The sequence below is a fragment of the Actinophytocola sp. genome, assembly GCF_036002505.1.
Classification (GTDB): Bacteria; Actinomycetota; Actinomycetes; order Mycobacteriales; family Pseudonocardiaceae; genus DASYTH01.
Genome location: NZ_DASYTH010000139.1, coordinates 1 through 17,628, shown reverse-complemented (window position 1 = coordinate 17,628; position 17,628 = coordinate 1). Strand labels below are relative to the sequence as shown.

The window sequence follows — 17,628 nt, the reverse complement described above, 5'->3', positions numbered from 1 at the left end:
CGACCACCACCGCGAGCCCGCGGCCGGCGGCCACCTCGCCCACCCATCCGGCCAGCCGGCCAAGCTCCGCCTCCCGCCCCACCAGCCGCGGTCCGCCGCCGGCCCCACGCGCCGTCCTCCCCGTGTTCGCGATGTTCACCGTTCGGCCTGCTCCGACCGGGCCGCGGCGGCGCGTCGTCGCGCGGTCACCTCGGTCGCCACCAACCGGCCAACCCGGCTCCCGTCCACCAAGCGGAAGCCGTTGACCAGACGCGTGAACGCACCCGGCATTGGCGGCGCGGCCATCTGGGTAGTGTAGCTGCCGCAGCGCTTGCCAGGCGGCGTAGGGAGTCCACGCACCTGTCTGTGCCGGAGCATCGCACCCTGCGCACGGACATGATGGCCGCTGGTGACCCCTCAGGAGGTTGGCGTAATCGCCCGGCAAGGACCGTATAGGTCGGTCCTTGCCGGGCGGGCGAGCGGGCGAGCGGGCGCAAAACACCATGCAGCTGGATGATGTGTGGGCACGGGCGGATGAGTCACCGTTACCTCAGTGAATCTCGCCCCGATCGGTCGTTTGGACCGGTGCGGGGCTGAACCTATGGAGGTAACAAATGGCGCGGAAACCGGCAATGTCGTTGGCGCTCGCCGAGGCGCCGGGGCGGCAGCTGGCTGCCCTGACGCCGGGCGTGCGCAGCGCAACAGCCGTAAGCCCGCGTTCAGGCCAGGGCACGGTGATGCAACTGCCGACGAGGCCACGGTCGATCGGGCAAGGCACGGCCGATCCGCTGGCCATGACCGACGGGCGGCAAGATGCTGGCCTCGACGACCCGGAAATCGCGGGGCTTCGCGTCTTGGTCGTCGCTGACCGCACGGCGAAGCAGGATGCGGTGGTTGCTCAGGCGCAGCCCGTGCATCGGCGTTGTCTATTCGGCGCGCGACGCTGCCGACGCGCTGCGGCTGGTGAATCGACGGAAGGTGGACCTGGCGGTCGTCGATGCCAACCTGCCTGGTCTTGATGGGGTTGATCTGGCCCGTGTACTGACGAGGTTCGACCGCCCTCCTGCGATTATCTTCATCGCGGACGATAGGACGCGGGCATTGGATGCGTTCGAGGTGGGTGCCGTTGATTTTCTGCTCGGGGAGGTGAGCCCGGCGCGGTTTGCTCAGTCGTTGCAACGCGTCCAGCGCCTCGCGGTGGCGGAGCCGCCCGCTACCCAGCCACGGCACTCGCCGCATACTCGCAACGCGAGCGCGTTACGCATTCCGATAGATCCGCTTGCGTCGTCGGTGCGGTGGCTCCAGGCTGAAGGCGACTACGTCCGCGCCTACACCGCGACCGGCTCCCTTTTGATGAACGTGTCGATGAGCAATCTCGTCGAAGCTTGGGGGCATGCCCGTATCGTTCGAATTCACCGGTCCTACGGGGTCCAACTCGCCGCGGTTTCGGAAATGCGGGTACGCGGAAACGGCTACGTGGTTGTTGTCGATGGGCGGGAATTGCCGGTATCGCGGCGCTCCGTCCAGGTCCTGAAGGAGCGGCTCGTCGGCGGCTGAAGCCGGGGATGACTAGATAACTCAAATGGCTGGGATTGGGCTGAAATGACTGGGACTATTGCTAACCTTCGTGGGCGCGGGCGGTTGGCCCGTGCCGGCTCGGCTTTGTTTATTGGACTGTTGCTGCTAATGCCCGGCGCGCCCCTGTCGAGGGGTCAGGGCCCGACGGTATTGCAGTCCGTCGGCGGCGGCAAGGGCGGGCGCAGTGTGTTCGGCGGCGTCGGCGCGGAGTGCACGCCGCCGTCGGTTGAGGTGGAGCGGGCGATGCCGTGGGCGCAGCGGCGGCTCGCGCCGGAGCGGGTGTGGCCATTGACCCGCGGCGAGGGCGTCACCGTGGCGGTGATCGACACGGGGGTGGACGCCGGCGTGCCCCAGCTGGCCGGGCGGGTGCTGCCCGGGATGGACGTGGTCAACGGCGGCGGCCGCGCGGATGCGGATTGTTTCGGGCATGGCACGTTCGTGGCCGGGATCATCGGCGCGACGAAGATGCCTGGGACCGGGCTGGCCGGGGTGGCGCCGAAGGTGCGGATCCTGCCGGTCCGCCAGGCGAACAACTCCAGCGACGGCACCGCGGCCGGGATGGCCGCGGCCATCGTCGCGGCGGTCGACGGCGGCGCGGACGTGATCAACATCTCCGCCTCGTCGTTCTTCCCCAGCCAGGCGCTGGCGGACGCGGTGGACTACGCCACCGCGAACGACGTGCTGATCGTGACCGCCGCGTCGAACGAGGCGGAGGCGGGCAACCCGAAGGCCTACCCGGCGGCCTACCCGCAGGTGGTCGCGGTCGGGGCGATCGGCCCGGACGGGCGGCGCACCAGCTTCTCCGAGACCGGGTCGTTCCTGTCGGTGGTCGCCCCGGGGCAGGACATCATCGGCATCTCCCGCACCGGCGGCGGGCATGTGCAGGACTCCGGCACCTCCTATGCGTCGCCGTTCGTGGCCGGGGTGGCGGCGTTGGTGCGCGGGTATCACCCGGAGTTGAGCGCGGCGCAGGTCAAACGGCGGATGGAGCTGACCGCAGACCACCCGGGCACCAGCCTGCCGGATCCGGCGATGGGCTGGGGCGTGGTCAATCCGTGGGCCGCGGTGACCACCGACATCCCGGAGGAACGCGGCGCGGTGGCCGCGCCGGCCGGGCCGGTGCGAATCGCGCCGCCGGCCAAGCCGGCACCGGACACGTGGGCGCGGGACAACGCGTTGACGGTGGGCGCGGTGGCCGGGTTGATCGCGTTGTTGGTCATCGGCGCGGCGGTGGTGCTGCCGCGCGCCAGCCGCCGCGGCTGGCAACCCGCCACCACGCTGGGGCGCCCGGCACGCGCGGGTCTGCGATGAGCACGACTATTGTGCGGCGGCCGCCGCGGCGGGCCGCCCCGAAGGTCGAGAACGGCGAGTTCCCGATGCAGGAGCCGCCGGGCCTGCCGGAGGCCCAGGGCGGGCAGCTGTCGTCGATGTTCATGTATCTGCCGATGGCCGCGTCGTCGGCGATGATGATGCTGGTCTTCATCCAGCCGGGGCAGAACCGCATCCTGATGTATGCCGCGTCGGGGATGATGGCGGTGTCGATGCTGGCGATGGGCCTGGTGCAGTTGACCCAGGTCGCCGGGCAGCGTAAGCAGAAGCTGAAGGGCGAACGCCGGGATTATCTGCGGTATCTGGGTCAGGTCCGCAAGGTGGTCCGCAAGGCAGTCGACAAGCAGCGCGAGTCGGTGTTGTTCACCCACCCGGATCCGGCGAAGTTGTGGGCGTTGGCGTTGCCGGGGGCGCAGGGCCGCATGGAGCGGTTGTGGGAGCGCCGGGCGGTGCACCCGGATTTCGCTGAGGTGCGGTTCGGGTTGGGGGAGCAGCGGCTGGCGTTGAAGTTGACCCCGCCGCAGACCAAGCCGGTGGAAGACCTCGAGCCGTTGTGCGCGTCGGCGTTGCGGCGGTTCCTCAAGGCCTACACCACGGTGGGCGATGTGCCGGTGGCGGTGTACCTGCGCGGGTTCGCCAAGGTCAGCCTGGACGTCGCTACGGGTGAGCCCGATGCGGGGGAGGCGGGTCGGGGGCTGGTGCGGGCGTTGCTGGCGCAGTTGGCGGTGTTCCACGCGCCGGATGACCTGCGGATCGCGGTGTGCGCGGCCAGCGACCGGTTGGCCGAGTGGGATTGGGTGAAGTGGTTGCCGCACGCGGCGCACCCGACCGAGAACGACGCCGCCGGCCCGGTCCGGTTGATCAACGACTCGTGGCCGGACCTGGAGACGTTGCTGGACACCCTCGGCGGGCCGGATTGTGAGCCCTTCGGTGAGCGGGCCCGGTTCGAGGCCGGCGCGGAACCCTCCGCGGAGGAGCCGTTCGTGGTGGTCGTGCTCGACGGCGGGCACGTGCCGGCGAACGCCCGGCTGGGCGGGCAGGGGTACCGCAACCTGGTGGTGTTGGACGTGACCGGCTCGTTGGGGTGGTCCGCGGAGAAGACCGCGTTGCGGCTGCGGGTCACCACCGAGGCGATCGAGACGGTGACCCGGGACCGCCGCGGTAACGACAAGACCCGCCCGTTGGGGCAGCCCGACGGGTTGAGCCTGATCCGGGCGCGGGCGTTGGCCCGGCAGTTGGCGCCGTACCGGATCGCGGGGGCCGAGCAGTCGACCAATGCCTGGGACGGCACCATCGATCTGCACCGGCTGCTCGGCGCCGGGGATCCGGGTAGTTTCGACCCGACCGCGTTGTGGACCGGCCGGTCCAGCTGGGACCACCTGCGGGTACCGATCGGGGTGACCGACCGCGGTGAGCCGGTGGAGTTGGACCTCAAGGAGTCCGCGCTCGGCGGGATGGGCCCGCACGGCATCCTGATCGGCGCGACCGGGTCGGGCAAGTCCGAGCTGATCCGCACCCTGGTGCTGTCGCTGGCGATGTCGCACTCCTCGGAGAAGCTGAACATGGTGCTGGTCGACTTCAAGGGCGGCGCCACCTTCCTCGGCCTGGAACACCTGCCGCACGTGTCGGCGTTCATCACCAACCTGGCCGACGAACTTCCGCTGGTCGACCGGATGCAGGACGCGTTGCAGGGCGAGTTGATCCGCCGCCAGGAGTTGCTCCGCGCGGCCGGGCACTCCTCCATCCACGACTACGAGAAAGCAAGAGCCGGCGGGGCCGTGTTGCCGCCGCTGCCCACGCTGGTGATCATCGTGGACGAGTTCGGTGAGCTGCTGGCCACCAAGAGCGAGTTCATGGACCTGTTCGTGATGATCGGCCGGCTCGGTCGGTCCCTCGGCGTGCACCTGCTGCTGGCCTCGCAGCGGCTGGAGGAAGGGCGCATCTCCCAGTTGGAGACGCACCTGTCCTACCGGATGGGGCTGCGGGTGTTCTCCGCGATGGAGTCCCGGTCGATCCTGGGCGTCACCGACGCCTACGACAAGCCGTTGAGTCCGGGCCAGGGGTTCCTGCGCACCTCCACCACCAGCCTGGAGAAATTCAAGGCCGCGTACGTGTCCGCGCCCTACCGCAGCGGCGCGCCGAAACGCGCCGGGGGTGGGCCGGTGATCGAGCACCGGGTGGTGCCCTTCGGCGTCGGCTACCAGGCCCCGCTGACCCGCCCGCACACCGACGAGGCCGATGAGCAGGTTGAGGAGGAGTCGGAGGCGACCGAGACGATCCTGAACGTGACGGTGGACCGGTTGCGCCAGGCCGGCCCGCCGGCGCACCGGGTGTGGCTACCGCCGCTGGACACCCCGGCCACCCTGGACCAGTTGCTGCCGCCGCTGGTCGCGACCCCGACTCGCGGGTTGGGCGCCCAGGTGGGCGGGTTGATGGCGCCGGTCGGTCTGATCGACAAGCCGTTCGAGCAGCGCCGGGATCTGCTGGTCGCGGATCTGGAGGGCGGGCGGGGGCACGTCGCGGTGGTGAGCGCGCCGCAGATGGGCAAGACCACCCTGCTGCGGACGCTGGTCGCCGGGTTGGCGTTGACGAACACCCCGAGGGAGGTGCAGTTCTACTGCCTGGACTTCGGCGGCGGTGGGCTGTCCAGCCTGGCCGGGTTACCGCACGTCGGTAGCGTGGCCGGCCGGTTGGACAAGGACCGGGTCACCCGCACCGTCCGGGAGGTCGGCAACCTGCTGGACCACCGGGAAACGGTGTTCACCCGGGACAGGGTGGAGTCGATGGCCGCGTACCGGCGGGCCAAGGCCGGCGGGCGCTTCGCCGAGGACCCGTACGGCGACGTGTTCCTGGTCATCGACGGGTGGCAGAGCTTCCGCACCGAGTACGAGCCGCTGGAATCGGTGATCCAGGAGATCGCCGGCCGCGGCCTGACTTACGGCGTGCACCTGATCGTGACGGCCAACCGGTGGTCGGAGATCCGGACCTGGCTGCGGGACATGGTGCAGACCCGGTTCGAGCTGCGGTTGGGTGACTCCTCGGACTCGGAGATAGATTTCCGGAAGGCCCGGTCGGTGCCCGAGCTACCCGGCCGGGGGTTGACCCCGGACAAGTACCACTACCTGTCCGCGCTGCCCCGCATCGACGGCCGCCCGGACCCGGACAACCTCGCCGACGGCGTCACGGCGCTGGTCGCCGCGGTGGCCAAGGCGTGGACCGGCCCGCCCGCGCCGCAGGTCCGGCTGCTGCCCGACCGTTTGCAGGTCAGCGAGCTGCCCCGGCCGGAGGGGGACCTGCGGGTGGCGATCGGGGTGGACGAGGAACGCCTCGCCCCGGTGTGGCACGACTTCGCCACCAGCCCGCACCTGATGGCCTTCGGCGACACCGAGACCGGGAAGTCCAACCTGCTACGCATGGTCGCCCGCGCGGTCACCGACCGGTTCACCCCGGAGGAGGCGCGGATCATGGTCGCCGACCCGCGGCGGGCGTTGCACGACGCCACCCCACCCGAGTACCAGCTCGGCTACACGCTGGCCGGCTCGACGCTGGAGGAGATGGTCCGGGACGCGGTCAAGGCGCTGCGGGACCGGTTGCCGCCCGCGGACATCACCCCGGACCGGCTGGCCCGCAAGGACTGGTGGACCGGCCCGCGGCTGTTCCTGCTCATCGACGACTACGACCTGCTCACCTCCCCGATGAGCTGCCCGGTCGACGCGCTGGTCGATCTGCTCGCGCAGGGCGCCGAGATCGGGCTGCACGTGGTGGTCGCCCGGACCACCTCTAACGCCCACCGCGGCATGGTCGACCCGCTGATCCGCCGGCTGTGGGACATCTCCACCCCCGGCCTGGTGTTCTCCTGCCGCCGCGAGGAAGGAACGTTCCTCGGCGACGCCAAACCCCGCAAGCTCCCCCCCGGCCGGGCCCAACTGGTCGACCGGCGGCACGGCGTCAGGCTCATCCAAACCGCCCTGGTCCCCCCTCCCGCCGCCGACGCCGAGCAAGCCGCCTGACCCCCCTTTCTTTTGGACTGAGAGTTTGAGGACTGAGAGCGATGAGAACCTATGCGAGTGACCTGTGTCGGGTGGTGCTGGTCACCCCGAACGGGCCGGTGGAGATGGCGTTGCCGGCTGGGGTGCCGATCTGTGACCTGTTGCCCACGCTGGTGCATCACAGCAACTCTGCTAATGGGGCCGGCCGACGCCAATACGGGGATGACTGGGTGGTGCAGCGCTTCGGCGAGGCGCCGTTCGACGAGGAACGCAGCCCGGCGGAGTTGAAGGTCCGCGACGGGGAGACGTTGCACCTGCGGACCCGTGACGACACGCTGCCCGCCGTGCATTTCGATGACCTGATCGACGGGGTGGCCGCCGGGATGCGGCACCGGCGGGACCGGTGGCGGGATTGGATGACCCGCCGCGCGTTGCTGGCGGTGTCCGGGTTGGCGTTGCTGGTCGGCCTGGTCGTGTTGCTGCTCGACGGGCCGGTGGCGCCGCGGGCGGCGGCCGCCGGTGGGGTGGCGTTGGCGTTGGTGACCGGCGGCATGGTGGCGTCCCGGGCGTTCGGGGAGGCCCCGGCCGGGGTGCTGCTGGGTGGGGCGGCGGTGCCGTTCGCGGCGCTGGCCGGGTTGTTGGGGGTGACCGCGCCGTTGCCGCCGTCGCTGGCCGCGGCGAACGTGTTCGCCGCGGCGGCCGGCGCCGGGTTGGCCGCGTTGCTGGCCGCGGTGGCGGTCGGGGCGGCCCGGTCGGCGTTCGGCGCGGTGGTGCTCACCGGCGCGGCCGCGGTGGTCGGCGGGTTGCTGGCCACGGTGGGTGGGATGACCGCCTGGCAGGCCGGCGCGGTGGTCGGCGCGGCCGCGGTCACGGTGAGCACGACGATCCCCACCTCGGCGTTCTGGTTGGCCAAGTTGCGGCTGCCGGCGTTGCCGACCGGCCCGGAGGACCTCTCCGCCGATGTGGAGCCGTATGCGGTCGGCCAGTTGCTGGACCGCACCGCCGCCGCGGACCGGTACATGACCGCGATGTTCACCGCCACCGGGGTGATCGCCGCGGCGTCGCTGGCGTTGCTGGCGCCGGTCGGCGGGACCACCGCGGTGGCGTTGACGCTGGCGATCAGCGGAGTGTTGCTGCTGCGCGCCCGGGCGATGACCTCGGCCTGGCAGCGGCTGGCGACGCTGGGCCCGGCGGTGCTCGGGCTGGCGTTGCTGGTGCTGCATTTCGCCGCCGGCCCGGCGTTGCCAGTGCGGATGTACTGGCTGGTGATCGCCCTCGGCGCGGCCGGGGTGGCCGTGGCGTTCGCCCAGTTGCTGCCCGGCCGGCGGCTGCTGCCCTACTGGGGCCGGGCCGGCGACATCTTCGAATGGGTCGTCGCGATTTCGATCCTGCCGCTGACCCTCGGCCTGCTCGGCGTCTTCGGCTGGGCTCGCTCTCTCGCCGGTTAATCCGCTCGCAGGCTCGCGATTAACCGCCGAGAGAAGCGACAGCCAAAAGCAAAAAGACAAAGCTAAAGCCAAAAGCCAAAACTCAGGAGATCATCGTGCAGACGCGTCGTGACCAGGTGCAGGCGCACACGTTCGTGGCCGGCCGGCTCGTCTCGGCGATGCTGCGGGCCGAGCCGGACGCGCCGAACACCCCGATGCGCCGGTTCACCGTGGGCGCCTTCGTCGGGGTGATGGCCGGGATCGTGTTGATCGCCGGGTTCGGCATCTTCGGCTACATCAAACCCGGCGGGAAGAAGGCGTTCCGCGAGCCCGGCGCGCTGATCGTGGAGAAGGAAACCGGGGCCCGGTACGTGTTCGTCGACGGTGAGCTGAAACCGGTGCTGAACTTCACCTCCGCGAAGCTGATCCTCGGCGACGACCTGCGGGTGGTGAACACGTCGAAGAAGTCGATGAAGGGCGTGCCGCACGGCCTGCCGGTCGGCATCCCGGCCGCGCCGGACGCGTTGCCGGACCCGAAAGACCTCGACGCCACCGGCTGGCAGGTCTGCTCCACACTCAAACCCGACGTCAGCGGCGAGGACCGCCCCTTCGTCACCCTGCGCATCGGCGGCACGCCGACGGCGACCGCGTTGGCGGACAACCAGGCGCTGATCGTGGTGACCGCGGACGGCACCCGGTACCTGGCCTGGAAGGACCGCCGGCTGCGGATCCCGGACGAGGCGATCCTCGGCGCCCTCGGCTACGGCCCGGCCCGGCAACACACGGTCGGCCCGGCCTGGGTCAACGCGTTGCCCGCCGGCCCGGACCTCAAAGCACCCAACGTCGCCGGCCGCGGCGAGGCCGGGCCGCCGATCGGTGGCCGGCAAACCCGGGTCGGGCAGCTGTTCGAGGTCGACGGCGCCGGCACCCAGCAACAGTTCTTCCTGCTCACCCGCGACGGGCTGGCCCCGCTCAGCCCGACCGGCGCGGCGCTGGTCCTCGGCGACGCCCGCACCAAGGCGGCCTACGGGGGTCAGCGCGTGGTCGCGCTGCCGCTGGACCCGGCCGCGTTGGCCGGCGCGGCGCGCAACGACCAGGCCCTGCTTGACCCCGGCCTGCCACCCACCCCACCCCAGGCGCTGTCCGACACCGGCGACGCCGTGCCCTGCCTGCGGGTCGGCGTCGGCGGTGAGAAGGGCGCCGACGTGCGCATCGCCCTGTCCGGCGGAGCCGGGCCAGCCGGCGGGCCAGCCGGCGCGGCCGGGCCGGTGTTGCTGCGTGGCTCGGTCGGCGGCGGCTCGGGCCAGCCGACCGGCCCGAGCAATCCGGTCACCCCCAGCGGGCCGATCGGCCCGATCGGGCCGGGTGTGCCAGCCGCCCCGACCGCCGAGGGCAACGGGGGCCAGGCCGACGAGATCACCGTGGCGCCCGGCGCCGGGCTGCTCATCCGGGACCTGCCCGCCCCGGGGGTGGCCGGCGGCGCCGAGTCGCTGCTGGTCGACACCGGCGTGCGGTACCCGCTGCCCACCGACGACGTGGCCGGCACCCTCGGCTACGGCGATGTGACCGCGGTGCCGGTGCCCACCACCCTGCTCAGCCTGCTCCCCGCCGGCCGGCCGCTGGACCCCGAAGCGGCCAAAACCACCACCCCGGTCGAATCCCAGGTCCGAGCCGGCAACAACCCCCCATAGAAACCCACACAGACATGACCGGTCGGGCCCGAACCCTGCCGGTCAGGTAACACCGCTGCCCGGCAATCCTGCTGGGGGCACAGCACATCTCACTCGGAGGTGAGAACCAATGGGCGCTTCGCAAGCAAATATGCAAGACATGAAGGTGGCCTCGCAGTTCTTTCAGGCGGCCATCGACGACTGCTATACCGCTAGAACCAAGATGTATGAGGCTCTGGGAAACGTGCGTTGGGACGGCCCGGCGGCCATTTCCTACACCAAAGCGATGGAGGAATGGAATAAGAAGTTCAATATCGTCGTCGACGAACTGAAGCGGATCAGGGATGTCCTCAACTTGAACACGGTGCATTACCAGACGAACGAAGACACGAACAACCAGGAAGCCAGCAGGATCGGTCAGATCATTGCCGGCGTCCCGGCGCCCTGATAAACCCCCACAACCGCCAAGCATCTATCGCCAAGGAGGCACACAATGGGTAATGCCGCTGCTGACGCATTCATCGTAAACTTCCCGTCCGTCACCGCAGGCACCGAAGCGCTATTTGCCGGGACCAAGATCATCGACGACATCACAGACCAATTAGAACGAGACGCCGAGAGATGCCTGGACTTTTGGAAAGACACAGCGAAGGACCAGTACTACGTCTCGAAGCGGAAGTGGGACGTCGCGATCAACGAGATGACCATGGTGCTGGGCGGCGCCGGTAAGGTACTCAACAAGATCTCCGACAACTACAAGGGAACGGAAAACAAGAACGCCAGTCTGTGGGAAAAGTAGGCACGACGCCGATGGCCGTGCCCCGCACCCGAGCGCGGGGCACGGCGTCATAGGAGGTGTATCAAAATGGCACCAGAGAATAACAACAAGGAAGTCACCGTCGACACCAACGCGCTGCGGGCTTCGGCCATCCTGTTCGACCAGTGGGGCGACGAATTACTGAAGTCGCTCCCCGACCTGAAGCGGTTCAAGATCCTTCCGGGCGAGTTTCCCGCGGCGACCGAGCTCAAGACGATTGTCGATACCCACACCACTTCGTTGACCACCAATACCACCAATCTGGGCAACGCACTCAAGGACATCAGCCTCAAGCTCGAGGTGATCGCGGCAGACTACGACAAAACCGAAGACGACAACCTCGGCGACGCGGAGCGTCTCGATGCCATGTTCAATAGTGTCAACGACATCCTGAACACAGAACCTGCTAAATAATTCAAAAACAGCAGAACCGAGCCCGCGGGCTCCCACAAATGAAGCTAAGGAGGCGGTCGCGGTGGCAGCAGGTGGGCCTCAGCCCGGCGCACTCGGCACGATCTATGCTCAGATCACGGCAGGAGTGCCGCAAACTCTCCGTACGCTCGGGGACAAGTTCGCTATCGTGTTGACCGCCCTGGAAAAAGTCCAGGGCGAAATTCCCGACGAGATGGGCAGGCTCGCCAAGGAATGGCGCGGCCCGGCGGCGACGACCTTCGGCAAGGTCGGCGAACAGATCACGGTCTTCATCGGCGACACCGCCGAGGCGATCACCAACGACAAGGCGGTGATGTTGGCCTGCGCTGACGCGCTCGACACCGCCCGGGCCGAAATCCAGGACCTCGCCGACCAATGGAACGCCGCGATCGGGCGGACGAACCCGCCGTTCAACCCTGAAATGGCAGCTTGGGAAGCGGCGGCTCAGGCGATCCTCGACAAGGTGTCCGACGCCTACAAGACGCAGGGCGGCAATCTGAAGGAGATCAAGGAGGACCCGGGCGACATCACGGCCAACGGCGAGGGCGTCGACGACCCCGGTGCCGACGGTGATGGCGACCTACCTGACGACGACGAAGACGTACCTGGGGAGGAACCGCCGGCCGGGGGCGGCGGTCCAGGAGATAACGCCCTGCTCGCCCCCGGAGGTGAGCCGATCGGACCGGATGGTGAGCCGCTCGGGCCGGATGGTGAGCCGATCGGTCCGGGCGGTGACCCGACCGGTATCGGTGCGCCGGACCTCCCGGAGGGCCCAGGCACCGATGGCCTCCAGACCGACGGGCCAGGCGACCCAGGTAACCCAGGTGACCCTACCGACGATGGTCCTTTCGGCGGAATTGGCAACCCGGGTGGCCCGGACTTCCTGACCAGTCCATCCGATGGCGACGGGCCGACCCCGCCTGAGTTGCAGGGCATCGGCAACCCGGACGGCGACGCCCCGACGAAGCTGTCCAGCTTCGACCCCGGTGGCCCCAACCTGACCGCTCCGAGCCCGGTCGGCGGCGGCGATCTGCCGACGACGTTGACCAGCGCGCCCAATGCCGCGGGTACCGGGCCGGTCGGCGGCGGTGGGCTGGGCGGCGGCGGTGGGCTGGGCGGCGGGCCCGGCGGGCGTCCCCTCATCGGACCGGTCGGTCCCGGATCGCAGCTGACCTCGGCCGGGCTGCGGGGCGGGCCCGGCGGAACTCCCTCGGCCCGAGGGTCTCGTGGCGGTCCGGGCACTGGCGGGCCGGTCGGCCCTGGCAGCACCCTCACCAGCGCGGGCGGGCGTAGCAGGTCGGGTGCCACCCGATCCAAGCGTGGCGGCTTGGGTGGTTTCGGCGACCCCGACGACACCGGTTATTTCCCGGCCCGCGCCATCGGCGACACCGACGACGAGGCCGAGGAGCGCGAGAGTTGGCTGCTCGGCGACGAGGAATGGGACGACTCGGAGGCCCTCGAATCCTCCATCGGCCGGCCCGGGGGTGACCACGCCGACGTCGGCAGCTAGAAAAGCATTCCCCGTAGATCTGATTGCGTTGTAATGAGAGGTCAACACGATGGCTAACCCTTTTCAGGACACGCTAAACGAGCTCATGGCGGAGTACGACAAGGCCAGAGACGACCTGACGAAGATGCAGAAGACCGTGCAGGCCACCTCGGGGAAGGCTCGGTCGAAAAACCGGATGCTCTCGGTTGAGGTTGACGGCCGTGGCGACATCACGGAGTTGAAATTCCACAACCAGACCTGGCGGACGATGGCACCAGGCGAGCTGTGCAAGCTGATCGTGCAGACGATCAAGGAGGCCCAGGAAAACGCCAGAAAGGAGGCCTATAGCTCGATGAGCTCGTTACTGCCGGCCGGAGTGGACGTTTCAGAACTAGTCTCCGGGAACATCGACTGGTCGGCGGCGACTCCGGAAGAGTTCGGGTTACCGGCCATCGTCGAGGAGTTCCTCGGCGTGTCCGAAAACTCGGCTGACGCCGACGGCAAGCGGCCGAAGGGGGACCGGCCGTCTCGGAAACCGTAGGCCTCTCACTTCGTCCAGTCACGCCGCACCAATTCCCCGGTCCGCATTGATCCCGACTAGCAGATAAGGACAAGCCATGGCCGCCGGTAGCCCAGGGCGATCTATCGACCCGCTGACGTTGTTGAAACCGAGCGATGCGACGCCGCTCGGCGACAAGCCGTGCGGCCGGGCTGGAGGCGGTGGCTAGTCATGGTCGATCACGCGAACTATGCGGCGTACACCTGGTACGAGCTCACCGAGGCGATCTTCGGTGGTCTTGCTTCGGCTGAAAATACCAAGAGCACGAACGACTACTCGAAGGCCTTCGTCGAGGGCATGACCCCGGGGATAGCTGGCCTCCGGGCCGTCGACACATCGCTCGCGAACCACCTGGGGTACATCAACGGAGAACTCGACCGGTTGAAGAAGTTTTGGCAGGGGCCGGCCGCCGAAGGTTTCGACGGCATCGGCAAGAGGATCAGCCAGCGCATATATGAGATCCTGGACAAGATCCGGAATCCTTACTGGTGGGACCTGGTGGGCATAGTGCAATGGTCCCTGCATATCGCCCAGAAGGACATGAACTGGGCAAATAATCAGGGCTGGGTGTATTTCCCGGCGACCAGCCAACAGGTCTGGGTGCCACCGGAATACATTCCCCCCGGACCTGATAGCTCGGCCGGCTTCACGACCGGGGGATATTACGAAACTGTATACGCGCCGGAGCGATGGGAGTGGCACCAGGACCTCGCGGAGCAGGCCGGGCGGGAAGTCCTTGCAAGACTGGTCGCCCAGTACTACAACGCTGGTCCGCAGTTTCAGGACCTTCCGCCGGTGCCGGAACCGGGTAAGGCACCGAGCATTCTCTTCACCGAGAAGGAGGCCAAGGAAAAAGAGGAGAAACAAGAAAAAGACCTTGCGGACAAAGAAAAGAAGGCCGAGGACGAAAAGAAAGCGGCCGACAAGAAACTCGACGATGCGCAGAAAAAGCAGGAGGACGCTCAGAAGAACGCCGAGAAGCAGGCCGCGGACAACAAGAAGGCCGCGGACAAACAGTTCAACGACGCTCAGGAACAGCAAGCCAAGCAATTCGAGGAGTCGCAGAAGCAGAACGAGGACCTGGCGAAGGCCAACCAGCCGCCGCCCCTGCCGGACGGGGAGATTCCCAAGCCGGGAGACGGTCAGCTCCCCGGCCCCCCGGACGGCGGCCTGCAAGACGTGCCGGGGCTGCCCGATGGCGTGGACGGCGGGGTGCCGGGCCTGCCGGGCGGCCCGGACGGGCCGCTGCCGGTGCCGACCTTCTTCGGTGGCACCCCGGTGCCGGGCGGTATCGACCTCAGCGGTGACGGCAAACCTGACCTCGATGAAGAGGGCAACGTGCTACCCGGCGCGGATCTGTCGAAGATCCCACCGGACCGGTTGATCGACCCCCCGTTCTCCCTCGACGGCGGGCCAGACGGGGAGGTCCCCGGCTTTCCCCCCGGAACGATCTTCCGCCCGCCACCGCCCGTTCCCGGGCTCGCTATCGGGGACGACAAGCTGCCCGCCGCGGGTGCGCCCAAGAACAAACCGTTCGTGCGGCCGCCGAACCTCGGCCTCGATCAGCCACCCAAACTCACCTCGCCGGCGTTCAGCCCCGACGACGTCCGGTTCAATTCGGGGAAGCTTCCGCAATTCGACGGGGACGCAAACGGTCCGGGGAAACTGCTCAAGTCCGGCGGCGCCGGATCGCCCGCCGAAGCGGTCAGCGGCGGCAAAGGCGTTCCGGTGGGCGGCCCCCTCCTGCCCGGGCGGCCCGGCGGGCCGGGAGCGCCGGGGATACCGGGGATGGGCGCCGGCGGCATGGGCTACCCGCCCCCGATGGGCGGCGGCATGCCCCCTCCCGGCATGGGCGGTCAGCAGCAGAACCAGGAGCGGGAACGCCAGACCTGGCTGCTCGAAGACGACGAGATCTGGTCCGACGACGACGACCTGGCCACGACCGTGCTCGGCCGGGTCTCCGACGACGACGACGACGAGTACTCCCCACAACTCTGACCGACGTAACCACGTGCCGATTCCGATTCCCTAGCCCCAAATGATATCAACCAGGCGAAAGGACTAGCCATGGGCAGCGGTAACCCAGACCTGAATGTCGACCCGCCGGCGTTGTTGAAATCGAGCAACGCGATCAGCGTCCCGCAGGAGACGATAGGGGACGCATTGAGCCGCTTTTACACGAGGATCGGGGGCTTGCCGGCTGAGCCGTGGGGCACTGATGAGATCGGCCAGAAGTTCTTCATCCAATACACCGGACAGGACGATCCGCAGGGCGGCAGGTCAGGCGGCTACAAGTTGGTGCTCGAGGCATTCCAGGACCTGTACGAGGGTCTGGGGAACTTGGGCGACAAGACGAAGGAGATGGCGACCAACTTCATCTCCACTGAAGAAGACAACACGGTCTGAGTCAGCCGTGTTCATCGAGATCCCACCGGAGCTGAACTGGTTGGTCTACATTATCGTCGGCGAGAATTGGCCGAAGGGTGATGAGGAGGCGATGTTCCGGCTGGGTGAGGCCTGGGCGGGTTTGGCCGAGGACGTCGAGGCGGTCGATGGGCAGGTCAACACTGCCAGCCAGGGGATCCAGAACGCGGGGGAGGGCCTGTCGTTCGACGCCGCCAAGGAGTATTTTTCCGCGATCACCGATCCTGAGAAGGGTATGGCTGGGCTGCGAAAAGCCTGCCTGGCGTACGCCGACCTTTGCTACAAGACCGGGCTGGCGATCCAGTACGCCAAGTTGATGATCTTGGTGATGGCGGCCTACCTGATGCTTCAGTTGCTGAAACTCGCGTGGCTGTCCCTGCTGACCGGTGGCGCCTTTATGAACATGGCCCCGGTGCATGTCAAGATAGCGCAGTTGACCGCCGAGGCCATCCTCAAGAGGGTTGTTTCGTCGATCTTCGTCGGGACTGCTTTCATGGTGGGCCTTGACGCGATCGTCCAGCTCATCCAGTTCATGAAAAAGGATCGACACGAGTGGGATAAGGATTCGACGAAGAACATGGCCATCGTGGGCGCTCTCGGCGGCGTGGTCAACCTTGGTCTTTCGGGAATGAAGAAGTTCTTAATTCCCAAGGCGTGGACAAAGGAAGGAATCGGCGGGTATATCGCTCACCTGCTCATCGAGGGTCTCGGCGAGGGAATCCCGGAGACAATCGCGGAGACGATCAGCGAAGGCGGACCCAAGGACGGGTTCTTCGGAGGTTTCGTCTCCGGCGCTGTCACCGAGGGCAACATCGAATACTTCCTGCACAAGAAGAGCAAGAAGTATTCGGACATGAAGACGCTCGGTATCGCGAGCCCCTTCCTCGGGGCCCTCAAGAACATGGCCTTCAACATTCCGAAGCCACCGGACTTCGCGCTCGACCCCGGCGCGGGCGGCCAGGCGCCGGGTACGAAGCCACCGAACGGAACCGCTGAAACGCCGCCGGCGGACGAGCCGCCGCCCGCGTACCAGCCGCCCACGTACCTGCCGCCTGCGGACGAGCCGCCTGCGTACGCGCCGCCCGTGCTTCCGGCCACACCGGTCACACCCCCGGTACTGCCGGGCCCGATCCTGGACACTCCGATTCCGGGCGAGTTCACCGCCCCCGTGCTCCATCCGACCGCGCCACCGGCTGGGCAGGCGCCGGCTGGGCAGACCCCGGCCGGGCAGACGCCGGATCCGCAGAACCAGCCGGCGGCGACCGGGCGGGGCGGACCGTCAGCCGGAGGCATCGCCAAGGCGTTGAGCACCTCGGTGCCGCAGACCCAGACCGGCCCGCAGGCACCGGCTTCCGGGTCGGAGCCGACACCGGTCAGCTCGGCCACGCCGGCCACGAAGGCACCGGTCGCCTCGAGTCCGCAGGCCGCGATTCCTTCGGGTCCGGACGCGCCGGTCACCCCGCGCTCGGGGGCGCCGATCGTCCCCGAGACCACGCAGACCGCGACGCAGGGCCAGGGTCAGAGCGCGACGCAGGGCCAGGGTCAGAGCGCGACGCAGGGCCAGGGTCAGAGCGCGACGCAGGGCCAGGGTCAGAGCGCGACGCAGGGCCAGGGTCAGGCCGCAGTCGAGCCGTCGGCGGTGGCCAATCTGGTCGGCGAGGTCGACCAGCTGCGCGGCGGGCTGGATGAGACCATCGCGGCGCTTCCGGACGCGCAGCGCGAGGCGTTCGAGCGTGAACTCGGGGCGCTGACCGGGCAAATCGACGCGCTGACCGCTGGATCGCAGCCGCTGAATCCGGCCGAGGTCGGGCGGCTGCAGGACATCCACGACCAGATCGCTGCGTTGGCCGGCGATATCGATCAGTGGGTGGAGATCGGTGAGGCGATCGACCCGGCGCAGTACGGCCTGGCCACCGACCACCGCTTCAGCACCGA

At 68.4% G+C, this 17,628-nt stretch carries 13 protein-coding genes and 1 pseudogene; 13 read left to right on the top strand and 1 reads right to left on the bottom strand.

Annotated elements, in window-relative coordinates:
- Positions 1-135: 135 nt before the first annotated feature.
- Entirely contained in the window at positions 136-285 is a 150-nt protein-coding gene (locus VGR06_RS11950; protein ID WP_327559093.1) for a hypothetical protein, read from the bottom strand.
- A gap of 507 nt (positions 286-792) precedes the next feature.
- Between VGR06_RS11950 and VGR06_RS11945 the strand changes: the two genes are divergently transcribed.
- The 13 genes and pseudogenes from VGR06_RS11945 to VGR06_RS11885 all read left to right on the top strand — a co-directional run.
- Positions 793-1,536, top strand: a complete 744-nt coding sequence (locus VGR06_RS11945) for a LytTR family DNA-binding domain-containing protein (protein ID WP_327559092.1) — start codon at positions 793-795, stop codon at positions 1,534-1,536.
- 129 nt (positions 1,537-1,665) lie between these two features.
- Entirely contained in the window at positions 1,666-2,868 is a 1,203-nt protein-coding gene (mycP, locus tag VGR06_RS11940) for a type VII secretion-associated serine protease mycosin (protein ID WP_327559091.1), read from the top strand.
- Complete coding sequence (gene eccCa / locus VGR06_RS11935) at positions 2,865-6,896, top strand: type VII secretion protein EccCa (protein ID WP_327559090.1); 4,032 nt, start codon at positions 2,865-2,867, stop codon at positions 6,894-6,896. Before mycP ends, eccCa begins: the two co-directional genes overlap by 4 nt.
- Positions 6,897-6,937: 41 nt before the next feature.
- Positions 6,938-8,323, top strand: coding sequence for a type VII secretion integral membrane protein EccD (gene eccD, locus VGR06_RS11930; protein ID WP_327559089.1), 1,386 nt, complete (start codon positions 6,938-6,940; stop codon positions 8,321-8,323).
- A gap of 95 nt (positions 8,324-8,418) precedes the next feature.
- Complete coding sequence (gene eccB, locus VGR06_RS11925) at positions 8,419-9,993, top strand: type VII secretion protein EccB (RefSeq protein WP_327559088.1); 1,575 nt, start codon at positions 8,419-8,421, stop codon at positions 9,991-9,993.
- 109 nt (positions 9,994-10,102) lie between these two features.
- Positions 10,103-10,420: a WXG100 family type VII secretion target gene (locus VGR06_RS11920; protein ID WP_327559087.1), complete on the top strand. Its 318-nt coding sequence runs from the start codon at positions 10,103-10,105 to the stop codon at positions 10,418-10,420.
- Positions 10,421-10,465: 45 nt separating this feature from the next.
- Positions 10,466-10,771: a hypothetical protein gene (locus tag VGR06_RS11915; RefSeq protein WP_327559086.1), complete on the top strand. Its 306-nt coding sequence runs from the start codon at positions 10,466-10,468 to the stop codon at positions 10,769-10,771.
- Between the two features lie 66 nt (positions 10,772-10,837).
- On the top strand, positions 10,838-11,203 hold the full coding sequence (locus VGR06_RS11910) for a hypothetical protein (protein ID WP_327559085.1): 366 nt from the start codon (positions 10,838-10,840) through the stop codon (positions 11,201-11,203).
- A 166-nt stretch (positions 11,204-11,369) separates the two neighbouring features.
- Positions 11,370-12,731: a hypothetical protein gene (locus tag VGR06_RS11905; protein WP_327559084.1), complete on the top strand. Its 1,362-nt coding sequence runs from the start codon at positions 11,370-11,372 to the stop codon at positions 12,729-12,731.
- Between the two features lie 85 nt (positions 12,732-12,816).
- Positions 12,817-13,251, top strand: a complete 435-nt coding sequence (locus tag VGR06_RS11900) for a YbaB/EbfC family nucleoid-associated protein (RefSeq protein ID WP_327559083.1) — start codon at positions 12,817-12,819, stop codon at positions 13,249-13,251.
- Positions 13,252-13,440: 189 nt separating this feature from the next.
- A complete protein-coding gene (locus tag VGR06_RS11895) occupies positions 13,441-15,267 on the top strand; it encodes a hypothetical protein (protein WP_327559082.1) in 1,827 nt (608 codons plus the stop codon).
- Positions 15,268-15,336: 69 nt separating this feature from the next.
- Positions 15,337-15,675 (top strand): hypothetical protein, encoded by a 339-nt coding sequence (locus tag VGR06_RS11890; protein ID WP_327559081.1) that lies wholly within the window; start codon positions 15,337-15,339, stop codon positions 15,673-15,675.
- 7 nt (positions 15,676-15,682) lie between these two features.
- Positions 15,683-17,628: pseudogene (locus VGR06_RS11885) on the top strand (hypothetical protein); the annotation flags it as partial.

Excerpts from the sequence above, each read along its gene's own strand:
- VGR06_RS11915 (WP_327559086.1), top strand. The coding sequence starts at position 10,466 with ATGGGTAATGCCGCTGCTGACGCATTCATCGTAAACTTCCCGTCCGTC.
- mycP (WP_327559091.1), top strand. The coding sequence starts at position 1,666 with ATGCCCGGCGCGCCCCTGTCGAGGGGTCAGGGCCCGACGGTATTGCAG.
- VGR06_RS11910 (WP_327559085.1), top strand. The coding sequence starts at position 10,838 with ATGGCACCAGAGAATAACAACAAGGAAGTCACCGTCGACACCAACGCG.
- VGR06_RS11945 (WP_327559092.1), top strand. The coding sequence starts at position 793 with ATGCTGGCCTCGACGACCCGGAAATCGCGGGGCTTCGCGTCTTGGTCG.
- VGR06_RS11895 (WP_327559082.1), top strand. The coding sequence starts at position 13,441 with ATGGTCGATCACGCGAACTATGCGGCGTACACCTGGTACGAGCTCACC.
- VGR06_RS11950 (WP_327559093.1), bottom strand. The coding sequence starts at position 285 with ATGGCCGCGCCGCCAATGCCGGGTGCGTTCACGCGTCTGGTCAACGGC.
- VGR06_RS11920 (WP_327559087.1), top strand. The coding sequence starts at position 10,103 with ATGGGCGCTTCGCAAGCAAATATGCAAGACATGAAGGTGGCCTCGCAG.
- VGR06_RS11890 (WP_327559081.1), top strand. The coding sequence starts at position 15,337 with ATGGGCAGCGGTAACCCAGACCTGAATGTCGACCCGCCGGCGTTGTTG.
- eccD (WP_327559089.1), top strand. The coding sequence starts at position 6,938 with ATGAGAACCTATGCGAGTGACCTGTGTCGGGTGGTGCTGGTCACCCCG.
- VGR06_RS11900 (WP_327559083.1), top strand. The coding sequence starts at position 12,817 with ATGGCGGAGTACGACAAGGCCAGAGACGACCTGACGAAGATGCAGAAG.
- eccCa (WP_327559090.1), top strand. The coding sequence starts at position 2,865 with ATGAGCACGACTATTGTGCGGCGGCCGCCGCGGCGGGCCGCCCCGAAG.